Raw genomic sequence first — 20233 nt, 5'->3', positions numbered from 1 at the left:
AACTTAATCTAAAAACTATATAATATTCATTAAAAATGAAAAATCCTACAAATAAATACATATAAATCAACGATTTGTTAATTATGTTAAACATTCCATAACAGAAATACACTTTTCCATTCATTATAATTAATTTTAGAAGAAAGAAAAAAAAATAGTAACTCAAAAAGATTAATTATGAGCTCAAAAAAATTAGTTATCGGGATTGCAGCCGGAGTTGCTGCTTTAGCCATTGTAGGACTTATAGTCGCAAAAAAGAAATCCAAAAAAGATAAATTTTCAGAAAAAGCCAAAGAAGCGCGGGATAATTTCAAAAGCAAACTGAATGACCTGCAACGAAAAGCAAAAAGAGAATTCAATGATGCTTTGGAAGAAGGTGAAAATTTAGCCAATAAAGCAAAAGATAGAGCCAACGAATGGGCTAATCGTATTACATCATAATTTTTAACTGATTTCAGAATCGTCAAACTGCCAAAAACTGAATAACACATGAAAAACCTACCACACAGCTCAACATTAACTGATTTAAATCCAGAGGCTCCTGCCTTCCCTTCACGTGCTAATACACTTACGGACGAAGAGCTATTACCTGAAATTCTGTTTATTACTTCATATCCGCCAAGAGAATGTGGTATCGCTACCTATTCACAGGATCTGATGAAAGCACTGAACAATCAGTATGTAAGTTCATTTTCTTTGACTGTTTGCGCCCTGGAAAACGATCATGAAAAACATCACTATTCTGATGAGGAAGTAAAATATACTTTAAACACTTCAGATCCTTCTTCTTTTAAGGCCATTGCAGCAACAATCAACAACGATCCTACTATTAAGGTTGTGGTAATTCAACATGAATTCGGGCTTTTCCGCGATCATGAAAGTTTTAATTTGTTTCTCACTGAAATCAAAAAACCTTTGGCTGTCGTTTTCCACACGGTCTTACCAAGACCGGATGAAGCATTTAAACAAAAAGTACAGCAGATTCTTGACCGGGCAGATTCGATTATCGTAATGACCAAAAATTCTGAGGCAATCCTTTTAGAAGATTATACGGTAGTTCCTGAAAAAATCTCTGTGATTCCACATGGTACCCATTTAGTACCCCACAATGATAAAAATGCATTAAAGGCTAAATATGGGGTTAAGGGTAAAAAAATACTTTCAACGTTTGGTTTATTAAGCTCCGGAAAAAGTATTGAGACTACTTTAGAAGCCTTGCCCAACATTGTTGACAAGAGTCCTGATGTTCTTTTCCTTATTATAGGAAAAACCCATCCGGGTGTTGTTGTTAATGAAGGTGAATCCTATCGCGATTCGCTTAAAGAAAAAATCAAAGAACTGAAACTTGAAAACAACGTTCAGTTTGTAAACAAATACCTTCCTCTGGAGGAATTGCTGGACTATCTTCAATTGACGGATATCTACCTTTTCACCTCGAAAGACCCAAATCAGGCTGTAAGCGGTACTTTTTCTTATGCCATGAGTTGCGGATGTGCCATTGTTTCCACTCCAATTCCCCATGTCAAAGAAATGCTTCAAAATGGCTCGGGACTTACTTTTGATTTTGGAAACTCAAAACAATTGGCCGAAGCCGTTAACCAATTGATTTATGATATTGGTCTTCGAAAAAATATGATATTGAACGGACTTCACAAGATTATGCACACCGCATGGGAAAATTCTGCCGTTGCACACGCTATCTTATTCCAAAAAATATCCGGAGGAAAAATAGAACTGCATTACAGGAATCCTAAACTGAATCTGGACCATATCAAAAAGATGACGACTGAATTCGGAATATTGCAGTTTTCCAAACTCAACCGCCCGGATCCTAATTCCGGCTATACGCTGGATGATAACGCACGCGCACTTATTGCCCTTTGTCAGGATTATAAGCTGACCCGTGATATTGAAGATTTAAAATACATCAGTATTTACCTGAATTTTATTTCTTTTTGCCTGAGTGAAGATGGCAAGTTCAAAAATTATGTGGATATCGACCATAATTTTACACCACAAAATAACAGCGTAAATCTGGAAGACAGTTCCGGCCGTGCTATATGGGCTTTGGGGTATCTGATTTCACTGGCTCCTATACTGCCTTCAAATTTCACCAAAAAGGCGGAAACTTTATTCCGAAAAGCCATGCCGCAGACTGAAAAGATGCATTCTACAAGGGCGATGGCATTTATTATAAAAGGACTTTATTATTTCAACCGACATATTAAAGATCTTGATTATAAAATTTATATTGAAATATTTGCAGACAGGCTCGTACAGATGTATAAACACGAAAGTTCTGAAAACTGGAAATGGTTTGAAAGCTACCTGACCTATGCCAATAGCGTGCTTCCGGAAGCGTTGCTTTGCGCTTATGCTGTAACCGATAATGAGGAATACCGTGAAATTGCTAAAGATTCTTTCGACTTCCTTTTAGGAAATACGTTTTCGGAAAACCAAATCAAAGTAATCTCCAACAAAACCTGGCATTTTAAAGGACAGGAAAAACACAGTTACGGAGAGCAGCCTATTGACGTGGCGTATACCATATTAGCACTCCGAAAATTCCATGATATTTTTAAGGATGAGGAATACCTCAACAAGATGGAAATAGCTTTCAACTGGTTTCTGGGTAATAACCACCTGAAACAGATTATCTATAATCCATGTACGGGGGGTTGTTTTGACGGACTGGAAGAAACCAATGTCAACCTGAACCAGGGAGCCGAATCAACCTTAAGCTATCTTATGGCAAGGCTGACCATTGCGCGCTATTTTGGAAATCCAAATACCATATACTTCCGTAAAAAGTTAAAAGCAGCAAAGCTTTTGCTTCTTAAAAGTTAATTATTAATTCGCAAAAAGTCCCGCTTTGAGCGGGACTTTTCAACCTAAAAAATTAATCAAACTAAAAGCAATTTATGCTTATAGGCCTTAAAATCTTTATATTATTATATCCTTCTGTTAGCAAGAAATGTTGCTAAAAGCGGTTTTTACACTAATAATTCAGAAACAATCCCGCACCAAAGCCCATATCACTATCATAGTGTGTACGGATGCCAAGATTTCTGGTAAAGATATATCGCAGGTCACCCATAAATTCCAAATCGGAGTTTACCATAAAACCTGCCCTTAACCTTTTGGAGATTGGAATATCTTCACGCATGAGCTGGAGGCGTACAATGCCATCGTGATAAACTTCTGCCTGAAAGTTGACCAGCATAGGCAGGGTATACATTACTCCTAAACTTACAGCACTTCTGTTGTCTTTTTTATTAACCTGACCAAATATGTTTTTTTCATGCTCATCTATTCCCATTTTACGGTAACGCCAATCGAAACCTATAAAAGGCATCAGCCATTGCATCTTACCTATGTATCTTCCCAAATGTGTTTCTATTTCGTAACCATGCATATCATTGTAACCCAAACGCCATTCTGATCCAAGACTCCATCTTGCATTCTGTAACATTGCCGACCCATCATTACCATTAGAAGCAAAATCATTTTCAGCCATTAAGTGCGGCATATTATGATCGCGTTGCAACTTGCGGTAAGCTTTTGCTTTATCCGGCAAATACGGATTTTGATAATCATCTACGGCAAAGACCCTGTTCATACCCGACATCATATGGTAAAGGATGTGACAATGGAAAAACCAATCTCCTTCTTCATTAGCCATAAATTCTATGGTGTCGGTTTCCATCGGCATAATGTCCAACACATTTTTCAAAGGTGCTTTTTCACCTTTGCCATTAATAATCCTGAAATCGAAACCATGCAGGTGCATCGGGTGCCGCATCATTGAATTGTTATAAATCGTAATTCGCAATACTTCGCCTTTTTTGACAAGAATCTTATCTGTTTCGGCCAATATCCGGTTATCCATACTCCAAACATAGCGGTTCATATTTCCCGTAAGGGTAAATTTCAATTCTTTCACCGGCGCATTTTTTGGAAGTTCGGTATTGTGAGGCGACTCAAGCATACTGTAATTTAGAGTCACAATATCACTTAATGCGTTGGCATTATAACGGTCAGGATTTTCATCTGTATTCATTTCATGCTCACCTGCTCTGGCATTCTGTTTATTTTCGTTATCCGGCATGTTATGTTTGCTGTGATCTGCTTCTACTGTTTTATTTTTTGCAGATTTATCTTTTTTCTTTTCCTCACCCGTAATTTCCGGATACATTACTACGTTCATATCCATCTGTTGCAGGGACATGTTCATTCCCATATCATCCAGGTCTCCATTCATTTTCATCATATCGTTCATCATCTTCATTCCTTCGAAGTATTTCAGACGGGGCAATGCACCTGCATACTGTTTCTCACCGTTACCAATGAAATAGCTTGAGGACTGCGTACGGTCTTCGGTAGTCGCTATAAATTCAAAAGCCTTACCATCCTCGGGAATAGTGACCACCACGTCATAGGTTTCCGATACGGCAATGATGAGCCTGTCTACCTCAACAGGAGTGACATCATTACCATCACTGGCAACAACACTCATTTTACCACCTGCATAACGCAGCCAGAAATAAGAAGATGCACCACCATTGGCAATGCGCAGCCGCACCCTGTCACCTGCTTTTAAAGGTTTGCCATCAATACTCTTCAGTTCCGTACTATTTCTGCCATTCATCAATACCTTCTCATAATACACGTCGCTTACGTCCATTGCCAGCATACGTTTCCATTCGTTTTTGATTTTGGTTTTGAAATGTCCGCTTCTGATAGCCTCAGCATAACTTTGCGTGGCTCCTTTTCTTATGGCAAACCAGTCGGTAGCTGAATGCAGCATACGATGTACATTGTCCGGACTAAGGTTAGTCCATTCACTTAATACAATGGGCACTGAAGGCAAATCGTCAATACCTTTACGGAATGTTTTATCATCAGCCCTTTTATACATGACGAAATTACCATACATCCCTATCTGTTCCTGTAAACCTTCATGTGAATGATACCAGTGCGTACCATTCTGAATAATAGGAAAACGATATGTAAATGATGTTCCGGGTTTAATAGGCTTCTGAGTTAAATAAGGAATACCATCTTCTTTATTGGGCAGAAACAGGCCATGCCAGTGAAGGGCTGTGCCCTCTCTTAGTTGATTATGTACAACAATTTCAGCCGTATCGCCTTCTGTAAATTCAAGAGTGGGCATTGGGATTTGTCCGTTAGCCGCAATGGCTCTCTTCTGTTTACCGGCAAAGTTGACAAGAGTGTCTTTGAGTACCAGTTCATACCGCACTACCTTTTGTGCAAAAAGCGACTGCGTACAAAATAATATAAAAATTGCCGGCAATAACCTTTTAAACATATGGATGAGTCTATTCATTTTTTAATTTTTTATTGAGATTTACGGCTGTTCTTTCAGCCATTTCGTCAAAACTTCAATCTGATCTTTACTAAGTACCGCATTCTTGTGCAGTAAAGTATAAGAACGTAGCGGCATTTGCCCGGTTTCTACCTGCTCTGCCATTGAATGTAACAGGCGTTCCTGTTTACGGGCTGAGTAATTGCCCCATTCATTAAAATTCAATTCATTTTTAGCCTGTCTGATGTGTTTCTCTACGAGCCATCTGCCCGGTTGTACATAGTCATACCATACATAATTGGTATTATTACTATGGCAGTCATAGCAGGAGGCCTTGAGCATTGTGCTTATTTCAGCAGGCATTTTATAAGTGTGAGTAAAATCGGTAGTATAAACCCTACCTTCATCTGTATTGAGAGCAGGTTGAAAAAACTGTATCACTAAAAAAACAAAGAGTATTATGACCAGAATTTTTTTAATTACCTTTTTCATTTCAATACTCTTTTTTTACAGACCCGCAGGTAATCATCTTACTGCCGTAGTATGGATTTTTAATTTCTTTTGTTTCGCTGATCCAAATAGCTCCTTTACCATCATTGAACATTGGACAATGATCCTCATATAGCTTTTGTTTCGTACCAAATAATTCAATCAGATCTGCAACATCTTTGCTTAATGAAGCGAAATGCTCCCGTTGATGAGCTATCTTTTCGGCACTAACACTTATATGTTCTGCATTTTCTTTGGCATTATCTGCAATTTCTGTATAGTCCCTGAGTTTATCTCCGGGGATTGTTTTCATATCCACAGCATTCAGAGAACCAAAGAGCTGTTTACCTGCTTCGGCCGCCGCTTTGCCATCATCTATTGTAAGCGCAGTTTTTAAAGTCAGATAATCTTTAACTATTGTTTCAATAGAGAAATTTTGCGGAGCAGTTGTGCTATTTCCTGCTTCCCCGGTTTCCTGCCCGTGTAGCGCAGGAGCCTTTTCCTCTTGTTTTTCATTGCTTTTATCCGGAGCCTGTTTGCAGGAAAAGACAATGATAACAACAGTAGCAAGGACAAGGATAGATAGGATTCGATGTTTCATATCTTATTTTTGTTTAAAGAAGGTTTTATAGTTTTTATTGTTCTCAAAGTAAGACACCTCACTATTGTCGCCTGTGATGGCTATCACCGCTTTGGCTTTATCTACCTGTTTTTTGGAAACAGGATCAACAGCCATCCTCACCTCTTTTTCTTTTGGAATTCTTTTCTCACACATTTCACAGCAGCCATAGTATTTCTTTCCCTCATATTCTACCTCAATCTGCTTTTTACCCATATAGGCATCATTGACCATGCATACTTCATTATGCGGTACCACATCACCTTTTTGATAGGCAACCCCATTGGCTTTTCCGTCGCTATGGCTATGATCCCTATTTTCTGTTGAAACATTTTGCGACTTGCTATTCTGCGCGCAGGCAACATTTAAAATGGCAAAAAAAAGAACGATAATTATCCTAAAGTTTTTCATAATACAGTTTTATTGTTTAGTTGAGGTTACTTTTCCACAGGTAAGCATTGAAGAGCCGTAATAAGGGTTTTTTATTTCTTTGTCCTTGCTTAACCAGTAAGTTTTTTTCATAGGACAGTATTGGTAATAAACGGTCTGGTCCAGCTTTTTATCACTTTCTACCAACTTCCAGAGAATGACAGACACATTGTTCAGTTCTGCTCTTTGCTTTTCAATATTTCCTGCCTTGCTGAGCTTTTCTGCAGCCTGCAGCAGTTCTTGTTTCTGGTTAAAACTATCTTCTTTTTTGATAGATTCATACAACGAAGCAGTAGCTTCAGAGGCAGCTTTACTGTCACCGTTTACCAATGCATTTTTTACATTCAGGTAGTTGTTTAAAAGATTAGCCGTATTCTGGGCAAATGCTGGAAATCCAAAAAATAGTACTACCAGTACCAACATTAATTTTTTCATATTGTTATAATTTTAAAGGCTGAATAAGAGGATCGATACAAGTCCGGATCGGAAACTTCTAATTTTTAATGACTAACAGTATCTTAAAGGCAAGATTCCAAACTGATAATTTTCAATCCTATTCCACTCTGCTGTTTTAGATATTACAAATTTCAGTCGATTCTGTTCCGTCTTGTTTACAATTTTTCTTATTTGATTTGTGATATTTACTGTTACAGATAGTGTATGTAGCCTATTTCCGGAAGATACTTACAATCTTCGCAAGCATCATATTGCACCATTGATCTTTCAGGCTGGTCAAAATTGGCTCTCACAAAAGTGTCTGAAAATAGTGCATAGGGAGGATATTGCGCAATACGGTTCTTCAACATCTTGTGCGCTTCTACCACAGTTGCCCCATAGAGTTTCTCAAACTTACCTATTCTGTACTTAGTAAATTCTCCATAGTGCACAATGGTTTTTAGCGAAAGCGGAATCTCAAGCGCCAGTTTTTTTGACAGGCGGCGCAGTTCCTTTTGAAACTCACTGTATGTTTGCTCTATCTGTATCAATGTTTCCTGAAATGTGGGTAGGTTACGATACTTGTAAAAGAGTACAGCATCACCTTCTATTTCAGAGATTTCAAAGCCAAAGATGTTACTGTTTATTATTGATTTGATAAGGTTTTCTGTAATATATTTACCTACTGAAATGTCTGAATTGATAACGAAATCCGTAAACCCTGAAATGTCAGGAATCATCAATATTCCCTTTTTATCTTGGATACTTTGTTCTTTCATCATTAGATTTATTATGATAAAATAGTGATGCCCACTGAACATTCTCACATTTAGAGTTGAATTTATAATTTGGGAAATTTGTCACCAGTGTTGGTCTTTACAGTTTGCACTATTGCTTTGTATTATATAGAAATTTACTTAACCCGACTCAGATTTAAGGAACCAGGATTAAAAAAGCTGAAAGAAGGAGGCAGGTATTACTTTATCCCAATTATTCAGGTAGTTACCGCAGAATAAAATTACCTTATAAAGGAAAAGAAGGAATGCTTTTTATCACCTAAATCACTATCCTATTTACTTACCTCTCTCTCACAGCCCCCAAACCAATTAACACAAAAACTCTTAACCTGCATCAGGTTATTAAAAAATTTAATCAGATGGGTTTATAGTTACAGGCTGTAGGCATAGCCAATCATAACAGTGGCAGCGCCCGATTTGTTTTTTCCATTGGCAGTTCCTTTCTGTATATCGATAAAACCGTAATTTCCACCTCCTTCCAGGAAAATAGTACTACGCTTTATTTTATAACCTATTCCTACATTTCCCTCCAATCCGAAATTGAATTGACGGAGCCTGTCCTTAATATTTTTAGTATTGTCAAAGGATAAAGTCAAAAGTCCCTGAGAAGGATTGGCTGGATTTAAAGGAACAGGGGTTGTCCTACCTTCATCAAGATATACCTGACTTGTTCCTTCTGTTACCTGTTTTGCATCAAGCAACAAACCCACAAATGGTCCGGCACCTGCATAAATCCTCCATTTCTTTTTGGGTCCCAAATCCCAACCAAATTTGGCTAAAACCGGTAACATCAAATAATCAAATTTAGCTGTACTGTTAAAATCAGCATATAAATAAGGAGGAGCCTGGCTGCCAAATAAAGGAGCCATTTGTGCCGGAACCGGAAATGCCTGAAAACCATTTTTCTTCCCACCTTGTTGTGAATATTCTATCATTATCTGAATAGAAAAAAGTTTGCTTGTCTGGTATTCCGCAAAAACACCAAATCCAGCTCCCAAACGGGAACTGTATCCTTTACTTAGTGGATTATTCGCTGAACCACTACCTGCCGTTAAGTTAGGTATTGAAAGTCCACCACGGGCTCCGATGCTCCATTGTTGGGCCGATATTGAATTTGTATAAAACAAAACGGCTGCCATTACTAATGAGAATATGTATTTTTTCATTGCTAAACTTTTAAATGCTGTCTTTATTCCATTTCTCTGCAAGTCGTAACTGTTGGTATTATTTTCAAGAAATGGATGTATTTATAATCTTGTAATCTGTCTTACAAATTTCAACAGTTGAAGGCATAGCAGCATTGCGATTTTCATGATTTAATTTGCGACATTTACAGATTACCGGACAGATTTGCCCTGATACCAGGTAATTCTCAGGGCTGCTATCAAAGTAATGACTAACATTGGTATCAGTACTATATTTACACCTTTCCATCCCCAATGATTAAAAAGATTTCCGGCAAAGAAACTGGCAATACTGATTACTGCAAAAACGGTAAAATCGTGAAAAGCCTGTGTTTTCTCTTTCTCTTCCGAGCGATAGACTTTAGTGAGTAAGGACGAACCGCCAATAAACAGGAAGTTCCAGCCCAAACCTACAACAAATAACGCTGCAACAAAATTTCCGGTGCCTGTTCCGCTAAGCGCAATAATAATATAGAGAAACATAATGAACAGACCCGAAATAATAATACGGTAAGTCCCGAATTTCTGGATGAGCAGTCCGGTAAAGAATGAAGGTAGAAACATTCCCAATACGTGCCACTGAATAACTGTAGCCGAACTCTCCGCAGAATGTCCAAAACCATACATTGCTATGGGTGTAACGGTCATAGACATCCCCATTACAGCAAATGCGGTAGATGAAGCGAGTAATGCAAGAATAGTATCTTTATTTTTAATGATTTTCTTTAAAGAACGGCCCTTATCTGTATTGTTTTTATCATTTTTTTGCAATGAGGTCTTATCCAGTTTTAGCAGCGATACAATACCAAATGCCAGTATGCTCAGCAAGACGATAGAAAAGTAAGAATAAGCATAAGGCACCTTACCTAAATGCTGTGTGAATTTTGCCAGATTAGGCCCGGAAAAAGCAGCAACAATACCTCCCGCAATTACCAAAGAAATGGCTTTGCTCTTCGCTTTTTCCGGAACAGCATCAGCCGCAGCAAAACGATAATATTGTGAAAATCCCTGATAAGCTCCTATTAGCATATTACCTATAGAAAATATCCAGAATGAATTCTGAATAATACCATACCAGGAGACTAATCCGGCCAGTACTCCAATCAGCGTACCAACCATAAAGGCATTACGCTGGCCTGCTTTTCTGATAAGCATAGAGGCAGGAATCATCATCATTGCCGTACCTACCGTAATCATAGCTATTGGTAATGTAGCCAGATTTTTATCAGGTGCCATTGCCAGCCCTACGACGCCTGATAGTGTAATAACCAGAATGGAGGCTGTCTGGAACAATGCCTGTGCTATAAACAGTAGATATACATTACTCCATTTAGCTGTTGTTTTCATATACATAAAACTTAGGGTACAAAATTCAGTACTTGCCTTCTTGCTGCTATTGTGTTATTTCTTATTTGTTTTATGATGTTTACTGATTAGATAAAAAACAAAAGGCTGTAGTACAACAATACCACAACCTTTAATGATGTTATTTTTGGTTTTAATCTTTAAAAACCATTCAGCACAATAGAGCTATGCTGCTATAATTATAAATTATTTAGTGAGGTTTGCAGTAAATTAATGATTATGGTCGTGGGCAATTACCTCTGCCTTTGTAGTACACAATACCGAAGCATCATGCAAGTGTGCCGGCGTTTCCAACTGGATAGTTACGTGATGTATTTTTAAGTGCTCCAAATCGTGTTCTATTTTACGAAGCATAATCTCTCCTGCTTCAATTGTCATTTTTTCATCAACTACCGCATGGCAGGTCAATACGTTTAGTCCGCTTGTAATCGTCCAGATATGCAGGTCGTGGATACTGATAATACCTTCAGTTTCCAATATTTTTTGTGTTGCTTTTTCCACTTCAACATTATCTGGTGTGCCTTCCATCAACACATGTACCGATGATTTCGTAACCAAATAGCCGCTACGCAATACCAACACAGAAACGATGACACTTGCGAATGCATCTGCCCAGACCCAACCAAAAAACATAATAAGCAAAGCCGCGATGATGGCGCCTACCGAACCAAGCATATCACTTATCACGTGCAGATATGCCCCTCTCATGTTCAAATTTTCCTTGACATCTGCACCACGCATCATTATCCAGGCTACAAGCACATTTACGGCCAGACCTACAGCAGCGATGATTAGCATTCCGCCGGAAGTAATCTCCGGTGGCTTTTGAAAACGTTCAATAGCTTCATAAATAATATAGACTGAAATAAGTATGAGTGTTGCCCCATTGATAACAGCAGCTAATATTTCAAATCGTTTGTAACCATACGTTTTGCTATAATCTGCTATTTTGCTGCTGAATGTAAAAGCCATCAGGGCTATAAAAAGTGATATGGCATCACTAAGCATATGCCCGGCATCTGCCAGCAGGGCAAGACTATTTGTAATCAATCCGCCTACAACCTCTATAACCATATAAGCCGTAATAATAACAAGGCTAATGATTAAGGTTTTTTTATTCGCGCTACCAGAATGATTGTGTTCGTGGTCATGTCCCATAAGTATTTGCTGTGAATTATTTGTCGTATTTCTATTTATTTATGTAATACGATACAAAACTGGCGACAATCTACGTGACTAATGTTGTGGAATTCTTTGATAGATTTGTAAGATTTACCTTTTGTCAAAAAAAAAGAGACCGAAGTCTCTTTTAATTATTTTCTTGTTACTATATTTTCTTCCTTAATGCCATATGCTTTAACTACAGCTTCATAATCTTTATAATCGACTGTCTGAGTTACTGTCTTACCTTTACTTCCTGCAGACCTTGCGAATATTGGGTTTTGCCCAGGAACAACTATAACTCTAAAGAACTGGCCTACACTATAATTTGGGATGGAAGCAAGGTTAATATCTGTTTCTGTCCAAATTTTAGCCTCCGTAGTTGTAAAATCATAGTTATAAGTTAAATACCCTGATATACTTGGATATTCATTATTAGGGAAATAAATATTTTGCGGAATTAATCTCCAAACCGGATTTCCGTTAGTAGTAGTACTTTCCATCCAGTAGATTAAAACTACGTCGCCAGAAAAAACTTCACCTGCATTAAACGGGAATATAATTTCTCCTTGTGCATTAAAGCTTTTATTAATATCAAAAACTAATCCGACTGTATCGTTATCAACGCGGTCGTCATCATTGCTACAACCTTGTAATGCCGTCATTCCGACGATAGCTAAAAGTAAAAGTATTCTTTTCATAATATTATTTTTTATTTGTTTATAAATGTATTCCAAAAATAAAGCCAAAAAAAAGTTTTTAGAGAATTTTAATACTTTTTCCCTTATTATCTGGATGTCTTTTCACGACAAATATTTACTAATTTACTGAATTTAAAACAGTTATTTAAAAATAATTTTAACAAAATTATTCTTTATTAAAATTATTTTTTCTTTTCGTCTCCAAATAAACTCTTAAAAAACGACTCAAATCTATTTGATGCAATTTCTGCGTTTTATTGATAAATGGCTTTCTCGAAAAATTTTCATTGGTTAAATAATAATGGAATCCGTCTTGTGTAGCAATACCTTCAACCTGATGGAAAGGCAATCGTAGTTTAATTCTTCTTTTATTTCCGGTAAAAAAATCGGTTCCGTGAAAATCATACAAGAGATATAAAAAAGGCTTGAGGTGTTTTGAGTAGCCGCACAAAACAATGGTACTTTCTGCTTCTAAAAATACCGCACCCGTAACTAATCCGCGAATGTCATGTACCGTTTTTAGTTGGGCAACATGATTTCCCGGAGTTTTAGGCAATGAATAGAGGGCCGTTTTTTTGGATGTCCATTGTTTGGTAAAAATATAAATACTGTCTTTTGAAACTACCATGGCCTCGCCGTCATAATCGGTTTGGTTGGCTTTTGAGGGTATGAGGGGATTTGCCTGGCCTGAATAACGGAAAGAGATAGTATCTATGACAGGGTTTACGGCAAGAGATTTCTTTTCAATTCTTAAAATATGCAGATCTGTTCTGTTACCGGCCACATTGTTGCCAAAATCGCCTATATACAGATAACTACTGTCCTGGGCGATTTCTTCCCAATCTTTATTGACTACTTTTTTTAGTTCATAACTTTCCTGGATATTTCCCGAAATGGTATCGATTCCATAAATAACCGTGTCTTTATCGTCATTATGTGTCCATAATTTTCGATTCCAAAAAATCAATCCCGAAGTTTCGTGTAATTTTTTATCCAGCTTTTTTGAAAATTCAGGTCGAATTGCTGCTCTTTTGTATTGGCAACTCCCGTCGTTTATTGTTGCTTCCGGATTGTAATTTTTAGATAATGGGTCTGTACAACCGGCAATTTGCGCTGCCATATCAGCTATAAAAAAAAGATTCAAAAAAAACAGCCAGCTGCAAATCGTTTTCATACTACCCAATTAAATCGTTTTTCCTTTGGCAGTCCTGGCTCGTTCAATATCTTCCAATGTTGCACATTTGGTATTGATTTTTACCTCATCTACAACAAAAGGCAGGTGAATATATTCTACTTCAGAAAGGTCTTCATTTAGATAATCGGCAACATCCTTCAGGTCATAAAACCAATATTTATCAAATTGTACCTTCTTTATTGAAGCGTCCTTTAGGAGGATTTCTTCTTTTAGCTTCTTTACCATAACAATATCTGCTGATTTCTTTTCCTGCAAATTACGTTATTTGAATTATAGAAATGTTCAGTTTTTAGGTGTTTTAACAAAAAAAGACTTCTGTTAAGGAAGTCTTCTATTTGATAAATTTTGCGTCTCTGCGTCTTTGCGAGCAGCTGTTTTCACGCAAAGACGCAGAGACGCTAAGTTAGGGTATAACACATTTCGATGTAAGGTTTCTAAACTTAGCATCTAGGAACCTTAGCAACTTGGCCCCTCTTTCTAAGATGTCAAAAAGTAATCAATTAATATCTCATTTTCTTGTTTCCAACGAATCCATCCTGATTTTATGGGATTTCCGTCATCATCACAATGCGAGCCCGTAAAAATCTGAATCCAGTCGCCTTTCATAGACTTGACCTGAAAGCAATCTTCGCCATCAAAAGGAATTGTTCTGGCTGAATCATTAGGTTGTGCTTTGATTTCTTGCGGGAAAGAATTTCGGGAAATCATAAATGCATTTTTCAGAAAACCTTCCCAGGTATCCAAGTCAACCGATTTTGTCTTTCTTATCCAGTAAGATTCACCGGTTTCGTTATTTACGATTACCTCAATCCAAAAACGTTCTTCTGATTTGCATCGGAAAACCAATTGGTCATAGTCCAAAAAGAAACCTTCCGGTTTCAGCCATTTTTCAACGGACTCAATATCGCGTATGTCAGGGCTTCCTGTTACTTCGTCCTGGTAAAACTGGATAACCTGTTTTGGCTCTTTATCATAAGCGGCTGCATACAAATTCAAAACAGAGTTACCTGTATATTTTATAGTTGCAATTCCAATTCCTAATTCTGATTGTGCGGTTGCATTGACTGCAAATAGAATAAATAGTGCTTGTAAAAATTTCATTATCAGGGCATGCTTGTTTTTGATAGCATACTACAAAGAACGCTCTAAAAAACTTTTTATTTTGTTTTTTAAGAAACTGTTATTTCTTTATTATTAAGGCTTATTGGGCTGTTGCGTTGTTTACTTTAAATATTTTGGAAAAAAATAACACATGATAAGGCAAGGAATTTTCCCAGTATTCCCACGTATGGGCACCCGGCCGTTCTGTATAATCATGCGGCACCTTACTGTAAACCAATCTCCTGTGTAATTCCCTATTAGGCCCAATCAGAAAATCATCGAAACCGCAGTCAATAATGAGAGGCAGGCCGTTTGCTTTCATTTTATCTATCATATTCAACACTGCATGTGCAGCATATACTTCCTGAGGTGCGCCCTGAGGCCCAAAAACAGGTTCCATCAATTGGTCAATTCTCTCCGGTGTATCGATTCCCATATTTTTCATGGTTCCCATGTCAACAGCTCCGCTCATACTTCCGGCCGCCGCATATATGTCCGGGTGTTTGGCTGACAAATACAACGCACCATGTCCTCCCATTGACAATCCGGTAATAACCCGGCCTTTTTTCTCATTGATTGTTCTGTAGGTCTGGTCTATTTTCTGTACAACTTCTTTAGTAATGTAGGTTTCGAACTGGCTGCCTTTATTGACGGGACTGTCCAGATAGAAGCTAAACGTTTCGCCTTCCGGCATGACAATGATAATATCATACTGGTCTGCCAAATTCTTAACCGTACTGTTTTTTGATGTAGCATTTAACCAGTCTCTGAAATGTCCGTAAGCACCATGCAGCAAATATACAACCGGATATTTCGCTTTGCTTTTTGCATATGAATTAGGAAGGACAACTGCCGCATTATAGGTTTTGTTCATGGCAACACTAGGAATTGCAAGTGTGTCTACCTTTGCTGCCTGAGAGGCCAACCCATAGAATAAGAAAATGGCACTCCATAGTAATTTCAGATTTTTCATAACATTATTTTTCAGGTTGATAATTCCGTTGATGGTTGCAGTCGTTAGCTATCTTTACTTTCCATTGATTTTACGTGATTCAGATAATTTCTTATTTTAGAATCAAGTTCTGTCGGATATACATAGCCCAGCTTTTGCGCCATTACGGTTCCCAGTTCTGTACCTATATCTGCATAGGCAAACAAGGCACGCCAATTGTCCTGTATGTCACTGCCGGAAAAAGTGGCTTCTATCTTTTTCCACATTTCGGGAGAAAGGTATTTTTTAAACAATCTCCCTTTTTTATTGGTTGATACATTCCAGTTGTGCTCCAGCCCTATATGCCATTCTATCATTTTCTGGAAGTATTGCGTTCTCATATTGTCTTCAAGCATGAATTTGACATAAAAAAGATCATCGCGCCACAGGCATTTCGCCACATAGGTCATGTCCCACCAAAAATCATTAAATAGGATTGTAAACTCCTGTTTTGTAGGTTTTTTAACCATAACCGCATTATAGGTTGGCGGCTTCATTTTTTTCGTAATACCATCTTTGTCCAGCAGTACCTTATAGCCTACATCCCAATCTTCCTGCAATTCTTCATTGTTTACTTCTTCGAGAAATTTATCTACGGAATAGATTTTATAGTCCACTTTGGTATAATCTTCATAAAAAACCATGCGCATGGCGTGTTTGCCTTCAAATGCTTCTTCGTTTTCTACAATCATGGCTATTTTTTTGCCGAAATTCTCTACCCAACTATCATCTGACAAGAACTGTTGCAGGTTACTCACGACAAACTCAATATCCAAATCGCTAAACTGGTCTACCGGAGCATAGGGATTAACAAGCGAACTTGTTAGTAGCACCGCCCTGATGTCATCATTCGATGCCGCCCAATCCATGATTTCCATTAATTGGGTTTCTCTTTTGTTTTCCATTGTTGCTAAATCGTATCCAGGGTTCGTTTTGTAAGGTCGCTTTTTTCTGCATCGCCTGTATTAAGTGTCGATGCAGGTTCAAACAACAAAACAGATACTTCCTGTGGCGCTACAGGCCGGTGTTCAACTCCGCGTGGTACAATCAAAAATTCGTTCTCTTTGAGTTCAACGGTCTTATCCCGAAATTCCATGTTGAATTGGCCTTTGACCACCAAAAACATTTCGTCTTCATTGTCGTGTTTATGCCATACAAATTCACCCTGAAATTTTACCAGTTTGACATGTTGCCCGTTCAATTCTCCAACAATTCTTGGGTTCCAGTAATCGTTAAATAAAGAAAGCTTTTGGGCGATAGTTACTTTTTCCATTTTCTTCAGACTATAAAGACGAAGTTATAAAAAATAACGCTTGTTTGAACCCACTCTTTTCCAATCGTTATCAGTCAATTTAATATCCCTTTCCCAATTCAAACTTATTCTTCTGACTTAATCTTCATCAGATGTATTCTGTTTTATCCTATTTATTATGAACTCCTTCCTCTTCTCAACGGTATCTTTTGGCACTTCTATAATTTCATAACCATAATCCTGATAGGTCTTTTTCATGGCTTCAAAAGTAGCTTCGGCTTCTTTCCAATCCTGTTTTCTTTCCTCATCTGTTTCGTAGATAGCCTGCCAGGGCGGGAAGATGAATATTTTTGTATTATACTGATAATGTTCTGCTATTTCCTGTATTTCATTTGACAGGTCCAAACCTACCATTCGGGCATAGCAGACTGCATCCAAAATTCCCCTATCAAAAAAAACGGGAAGCAGACTGTTTTTAGAAATAGCCTCACGGTAGCTTTCAGCAGAAGCTTCTACCATTAACTGCATATAAATCTCCTTGCTTTTCCAGGGTAATGCCTCTCCGCCAGTTGCCATCTGTTCTTTGATAATTGCACGTGCTGTTTCTGGCATAACAGTGTAACCGCTTTTTTCCAGTTCGTTTAAAACGGATGTCTTGCCAACACCGGGACCGCCGGTAAGAATATAAAAGTTCTCGTTTTGGTATTTCATTTCATTATCATTATTCCCATTTATTCTTTAAACAATTCCAACATATGGGAGATTGCATTTTCAGAATGTAGGGCTTCGGTTTGTTCTAATGTCATTTTTGCAATTTCGGAGGCTCTTTTACGCATCTGCTTTTCATAATGGGCAATTGCTTCTTTGATATCTAAAAAATCTGTTCCCGTAAGACAATTGCTGAGTTCAAGGGCATCAAGCATTGCCATATTTACGCCTTCTCCGGCATAGGGTGGCATCAAATGTGCTGCATCACCAATCAGAGTAGAGTCTGCCTGGGCTTTCCATGTCTGGTCTAACGGCATACAGTACTGCGGACGCGGAACAAAAGAAGTACCTTCCGTTGCAAATAATTCCAGCCAGATTTCATCCCAATCTGAAAATTCTGTACGAAACCAGGTTGCTACTGATTGGCTATCCTTAAAATCAATACCGCTATCGCGTACCCAGGTTTCCTGTGTTTTGCAACCTGTATAAAAAGAGAGACTTCCATCTCCTTTTGCACTTACAATAAGTGACTTTTGATTACCAAAGGCAAAAACTTTTCCGCCCTTAACCATTTCATAGATTCGGGGTGCTTTTTCCGCCGCCTCATAAAGACTACCTTCTACGACTGTAATTCCGGAATAGAAGGGCCTGATAGTTGTAAGATAAGGACGTATTTTTGAATTGGCACCATCTGCCCCGATAACCAGGTCTGCTCTTTCTGTTTTTCCATTTTGAAAAACAAGCTTCCAGATACCGTTTTCCTTTTCTAATGCTGTAATATGACTATCCCATACTATTGTTTCCGGTCGTAACGAATCAAGGAGCAAATCACGCAAAGGACCACGGTCTATTTCAGGGCGGAAGTGTTCGTGTCCAAAATCAGCCATATTATCAGGTTCGTTATGCTGGTCGTAAACAAGGTTACCATATTGGTCCGCAATACGCATCTTGTCGGCACCAGGTCTGTAATATTTTTTAAACGCTTCCATTAGTCCGGCCTCTTTGAGTGCTTTAAGGCCTGAATTGTCATGAAGGTCGAGCGTGGCTCCCTGTACTCTTACAAATCTTCCCGCATCTCTTTCATATACTGTTACATCAACCCCTTTTTGTTGCAGCAGTCGGGCAAGTGTCAATCCTCCAGGTCCACCACCAATAATTGCTATTTTTTTGTTTTTAACTACCATGATTTTAAAGATTTAGTTTTATCAAGGCAAAACTATTTCTTATTCAAGGTGGAAAATTGTATAAATCGGTCGTTTTTATTTTGGGATAATTCTTTGGGAAGCACACCGGAGAACTTTTTTACATCACGGATAAAATGGGCCTGGTCTGTAAAATCCTGTTCGGGAAACAATTTCCCTTCCTTGAGATGTTTAAAGGAAGCTCTGAAGCGCAAAATATTGCAATAGGTTTTTAACGGCAATCCAAACTGATGGCTAAAATAACGGTTCATCTGGCGACTGCTCCATCCGGCCTTTTCAGAAAGTTCTTTCACCGTTAACGTACCATTTGAAGTGTATATTTGGTCAAACAGTCTGAGTTTCCTGTTATCGGGTACTGTTTTAATAAGGCTTTGTATTTTTCCGGTTAGCTTGTTGCAAAAAGCATCAAAATCGGAAAGGTCTTCTTTGGCAATATTCCAGAAACCTTCCGGAAGAAGACGTCCGCCATTAAGCAAAGATGAAACGCTGGCTTCTAAAAGATATTCAACCGCTAAAAGGCGAAGGCTAACCGCAAACATGGTTCTTCCTGATTGCATCAGGGTTTGTGAAGCTTCCGTTTCCAACCCTAAAAGAACGGCACGAAATGGTTCGGTATCGGAATATGAAAAAATAATATCAATCCTCCCGTCTGGCAATACTATGATATTTTTGGGTTCTCCGGAAGGTGTCCTGATTTCCCAAAAGCTTTCAACATATCCGGCAATCGACGAATCGGGTTTTACTATTTTATATTTAAACGGACCGTCCATTTTTTAATGATGGTCGTTAGGTTATTTTTTTACGGAAAGAAAAATATCCACTTCTGCATTGTTCCAATCTGCACAGCGTTCATCATATATTTCAAAATCATATTGATAGGCCCTGTTCAAATTGGCATCTTCTTTCCATATTTCTCTCCATGCTTCTGCAATACAGGCCGGCATGACGCCTTTGGCTATTTTTTGAGTATAGGTTTGTGCCGGTATTTTCAGACTTTTGAATCCTTGCGGAACTGCCGTACCTTCTGCTACTTTGCAGCCTATGAAATAGGAATACGGTTGTGTATGGTCGCCATCATAGTCAAAATAAACAGCATAGATTTCATTACCTAATTTACCTCCTATCTGGCCGTATCTCTTTTCCGTCTCGAATTGATGCCAAAGTCCGCCACAGTCTATGGCAGCCTGACCATCTTTATTGGTTGTTTTGTTATCAAGTTGAATGCCTATCAGTAGGAAGTTTGCTTTACCGGTTTCCATTTGTTGTATGTTATTTTTC

22 protein-coding genes are annotated in these 20233 nt (G+C 38.1%); 2 read left to right on the top strand and 20 right to left on the bottom strand.

The window, feature by feature from the left end; translation table 11 throughout:
• Positions 1–177 precede the first annotated feature (177 nt).
• Positions 178–441 carry a YtxH domain-containing protein gene (locus ASG38_RS10435; protein ID WP_056070242.1) on the top strand — a complete coding sequence of 88 codons (264 nt, stop codon included), beginning with the start codon at positions 178–180 and terminating at the stop codon, positions 439–441.
• Positions 442–489: 48 nt separating this feature from the next.
• On the top strand, positions 490–2847 hold the full coding sequence (locus tag ASG38_RS10430) for a glycosyltransferase (RefSeq protein WP_056070239.1): 2358 nt from the start codon (positions 490–492) through the stop codon (positions 2845–2847).
• A gap of 151 nt (positions 2848–2998) precedes the next feature.
• Here the strand turns inward: ASG38_RS10430 and ASG38_RS10425 are convergent, their stop codons facing one another.
• From ASG38_RS10425 to ASG38_RS10330, 20 genes are all read right to left on the bottom strand, one after another.
• Positions 2999–5347: a multicopper oxidase family protein gene (locus ASG38_RS10425; RefSeq protein WP_056070236.1), complete on the bottom strand. Its 2349-nt coding sequence runs from the start codon at positions 5345–5347 to the stop codon at positions 2999–3001.
• A gap of 21 nt (positions 5348–5368) precedes the next feature.
• Complete coding sequence (locus tag ASG38_RS10420; protein WP_056070234.1) at positions 5369–5818, bottom strand: heme-binding domain-containing protein; 450 nt, start codon at positions 5816–5818, stop codon at positions 5369–5371.
• Between the two features lies 1 nt (position 5819).
• Entirely contained in the window at positions 5820–6416 is a 597-nt protein-coding gene (locus ASG38_RS10415; protein WP_056070227.1) for a DUF3347 domain-containing protein, read from the bottom strand.
• A gap of 3 nt (positions 6417–6419) precedes the next feature.
• Positions 6420–6845, bottom strand: coding sequence for a hypothetical protein (locus ASG38_RS10410; protein WP_056070225.1), 426 nt, complete (start codon positions 6843–6845; stop codon positions 6420–6422).
• 9 nt (positions 6846–6854) lie between these two features.
• On the bottom strand, positions 6855–7298 hold the full coding sequence (locus tag ASG38_RS10405; protein ID WP_056070224.1) for a DUF3347 domain-containing protein: 444 nt from the start codon (positions 7296–7298) through the stop codon (positions 6855–6857).
• Between the two features lie 212 nt (positions 7299–7510).
• Complete coding sequence (locus tag ASG38_RS10400; RefSeq protein ID WP_162239693.1) at positions 7511–8080, bottom strand: DUF2652 domain-containing protein; 570 nt, start codon at positions 8078–8080, stop codon at positions 7511–7513.
• A gap of 386 nt (positions 8081–8466) precedes the next feature.
• Positions 8467–9261: a porin family protein gene (locus ASG38_RS10395; RefSeq protein WP_082482201.1), complete on the bottom strand. Its 795-nt coding sequence runs from the start codon at positions 9259–9261 to the stop codon at positions 8467–8469.
• A gap of 171 nt (positions 9262–9432) precedes the next feature.
• Positions 9433–10626, bottom strand: coding sequence for an MFS transporter (locus tag ASG38_RS10390; RefSeq protein ID WP_056070217.1), 1194 nt, complete (start codon positions 10624–10626; stop codon positions 9433–9435).
• Positions 10627–10854: 228 nt separating this feature from the next.
• Complete coding sequence (locus ASG38_RS10385) at positions 10855–11802, bottom strand: cation diffusion facilitator family transporter (protein WP_056070214.1); 948 nt, start codon at positions 11800–11802, stop codon at positions 10855–10857.
• Positions 11803–11957: 155 nt separating this feature from the next.
• Complete coding sequence (locus ASG38_RS10380; protein ID WP_056070204.1) at positions 11958–12506, bottom strand: hypothetical protein; 549 nt, start codon at positions 12504–12506, stop codon at positions 11958–11960.
• A gap of 166 nt (positions 12507–12672) precedes the next feature.
• Positions 12673–13680, bottom strand: a complete 1008-nt coding sequence (locus tag ASG38_RS10375) for a hypothetical protein (protein WP_056070201.1) — start codon at positions 13678–13680, stop codon at positions 12673–12675.
• A 9-nt stretch (positions 13681–13689) separates the two neighbouring features.
• A complete protein-coding gene (locus ASG38_RS10370) occupies positions 13690–13956 on the bottom strand; it encodes a hypothetical protein (RefSeq protein WP_157486143.1) in 267 nt (88 codons plus the stop codon).
• Between the two features lie 222 nt (positions 13957–14178).
• Positions 14179–14802 (bottom strand): hypothetical protein, encoded by a 624-nt coding sequence (locus ASG38_RS10365; protein ID WP_056070194.1) that lies wholly within the window; start codon positions 14800–14802, stop codon positions 14179–14181.
• Between the two features lie 100 nt (positions 14803–14902).
• On the bottom strand, positions 14903–15775 hold the full coding sequence (locus ASG38_RS10360) for an alpha/beta hydrolase family protein (protein ID WP_056070191.1): 873 nt from the start codon (positions 15773–15775) through the stop codon (positions 14903–14905).
• A gap of 44 nt (positions 15776–15819) precedes the next feature.
• Positions 15820–16698, bottom strand: a complete 879-nt coding sequence (locus tag ASG38_RS10355) for an AadS family aminoglycoside 6-adenylyltransferase (protein ID WP_056070188.1) — start codon at positions 16696–16698, stop codon at positions 15820–15822.
• A gap of 5 nt (positions 16699–16703) precedes the next feature.
• On the bottom strand, positions 16704–17066 hold the full coding sequence (locus ASG38_RS10350; protein WP_056070185.1) for a cupin domain-containing protein: 363 nt from the start codon (positions 17064–17066) through the stop codon (positions 16704–16706).
• A 117-nt stretch (positions 17067–17183) separates the two neighbouring features.
• Complete coding sequence (locus tag ASG38_RS10345) at positions 17184–17756, bottom strand: AAA family ATPase (protein ID WP_056070183.1); 573 nt, start codon at positions 17754–17756, stop codon at positions 17184–17186.
• 20 nt (positions 17757–17776) lie between these two features.
• A complete protein-coding gene (locus ASG38_RS10340) occupies positions 17777–18937 on the bottom strand; it encodes an NAD(P)/FAD-dependent oxidoreductase (protein ID WP_056070181.1) in 1161 nt (386 codons plus the stop codon).
• A 32-nt stretch (positions 18938–18969) separates the two neighbouring features.
• Positions 18970–19725, bottom strand: a complete 756-nt coding sequence (locus ASG38_RS10335) for an AraC family transcriptional regulator (protein WP_056070179.1) — start codon at positions 19723–19725, stop codon at positions 18970–18972.
• A 21-nt stretch (positions 19726–19746) separates the two neighbouring features.
• On the bottom strand, positions 19747–20214 hold the full coding sequence (locus tag ASG38_RS10330) for a GyrI-like domain-containing protein (RefSeq protein WP_056070177.1): 468 nt from the start codon (positions 20212–20214) through the stop codon (positions 19747–19749).
• Positions 20215–20233: the final 19 nt, after the last annotated feature.

The organism is Flavobacterium sp. Leaf359 (assembly GCF_001423985.1).
Taxonomy (GTDB): domain Bacteria; phylum Bacteroidota; class Bacteroidia; order Flavobacteriales; family Flavobacteriaceae; genus Flavobacterium; species Flavobacterium lindanitolerans.
This window is presented reverse-complemented; position numbering and strand designations above follow the sequence as displayed.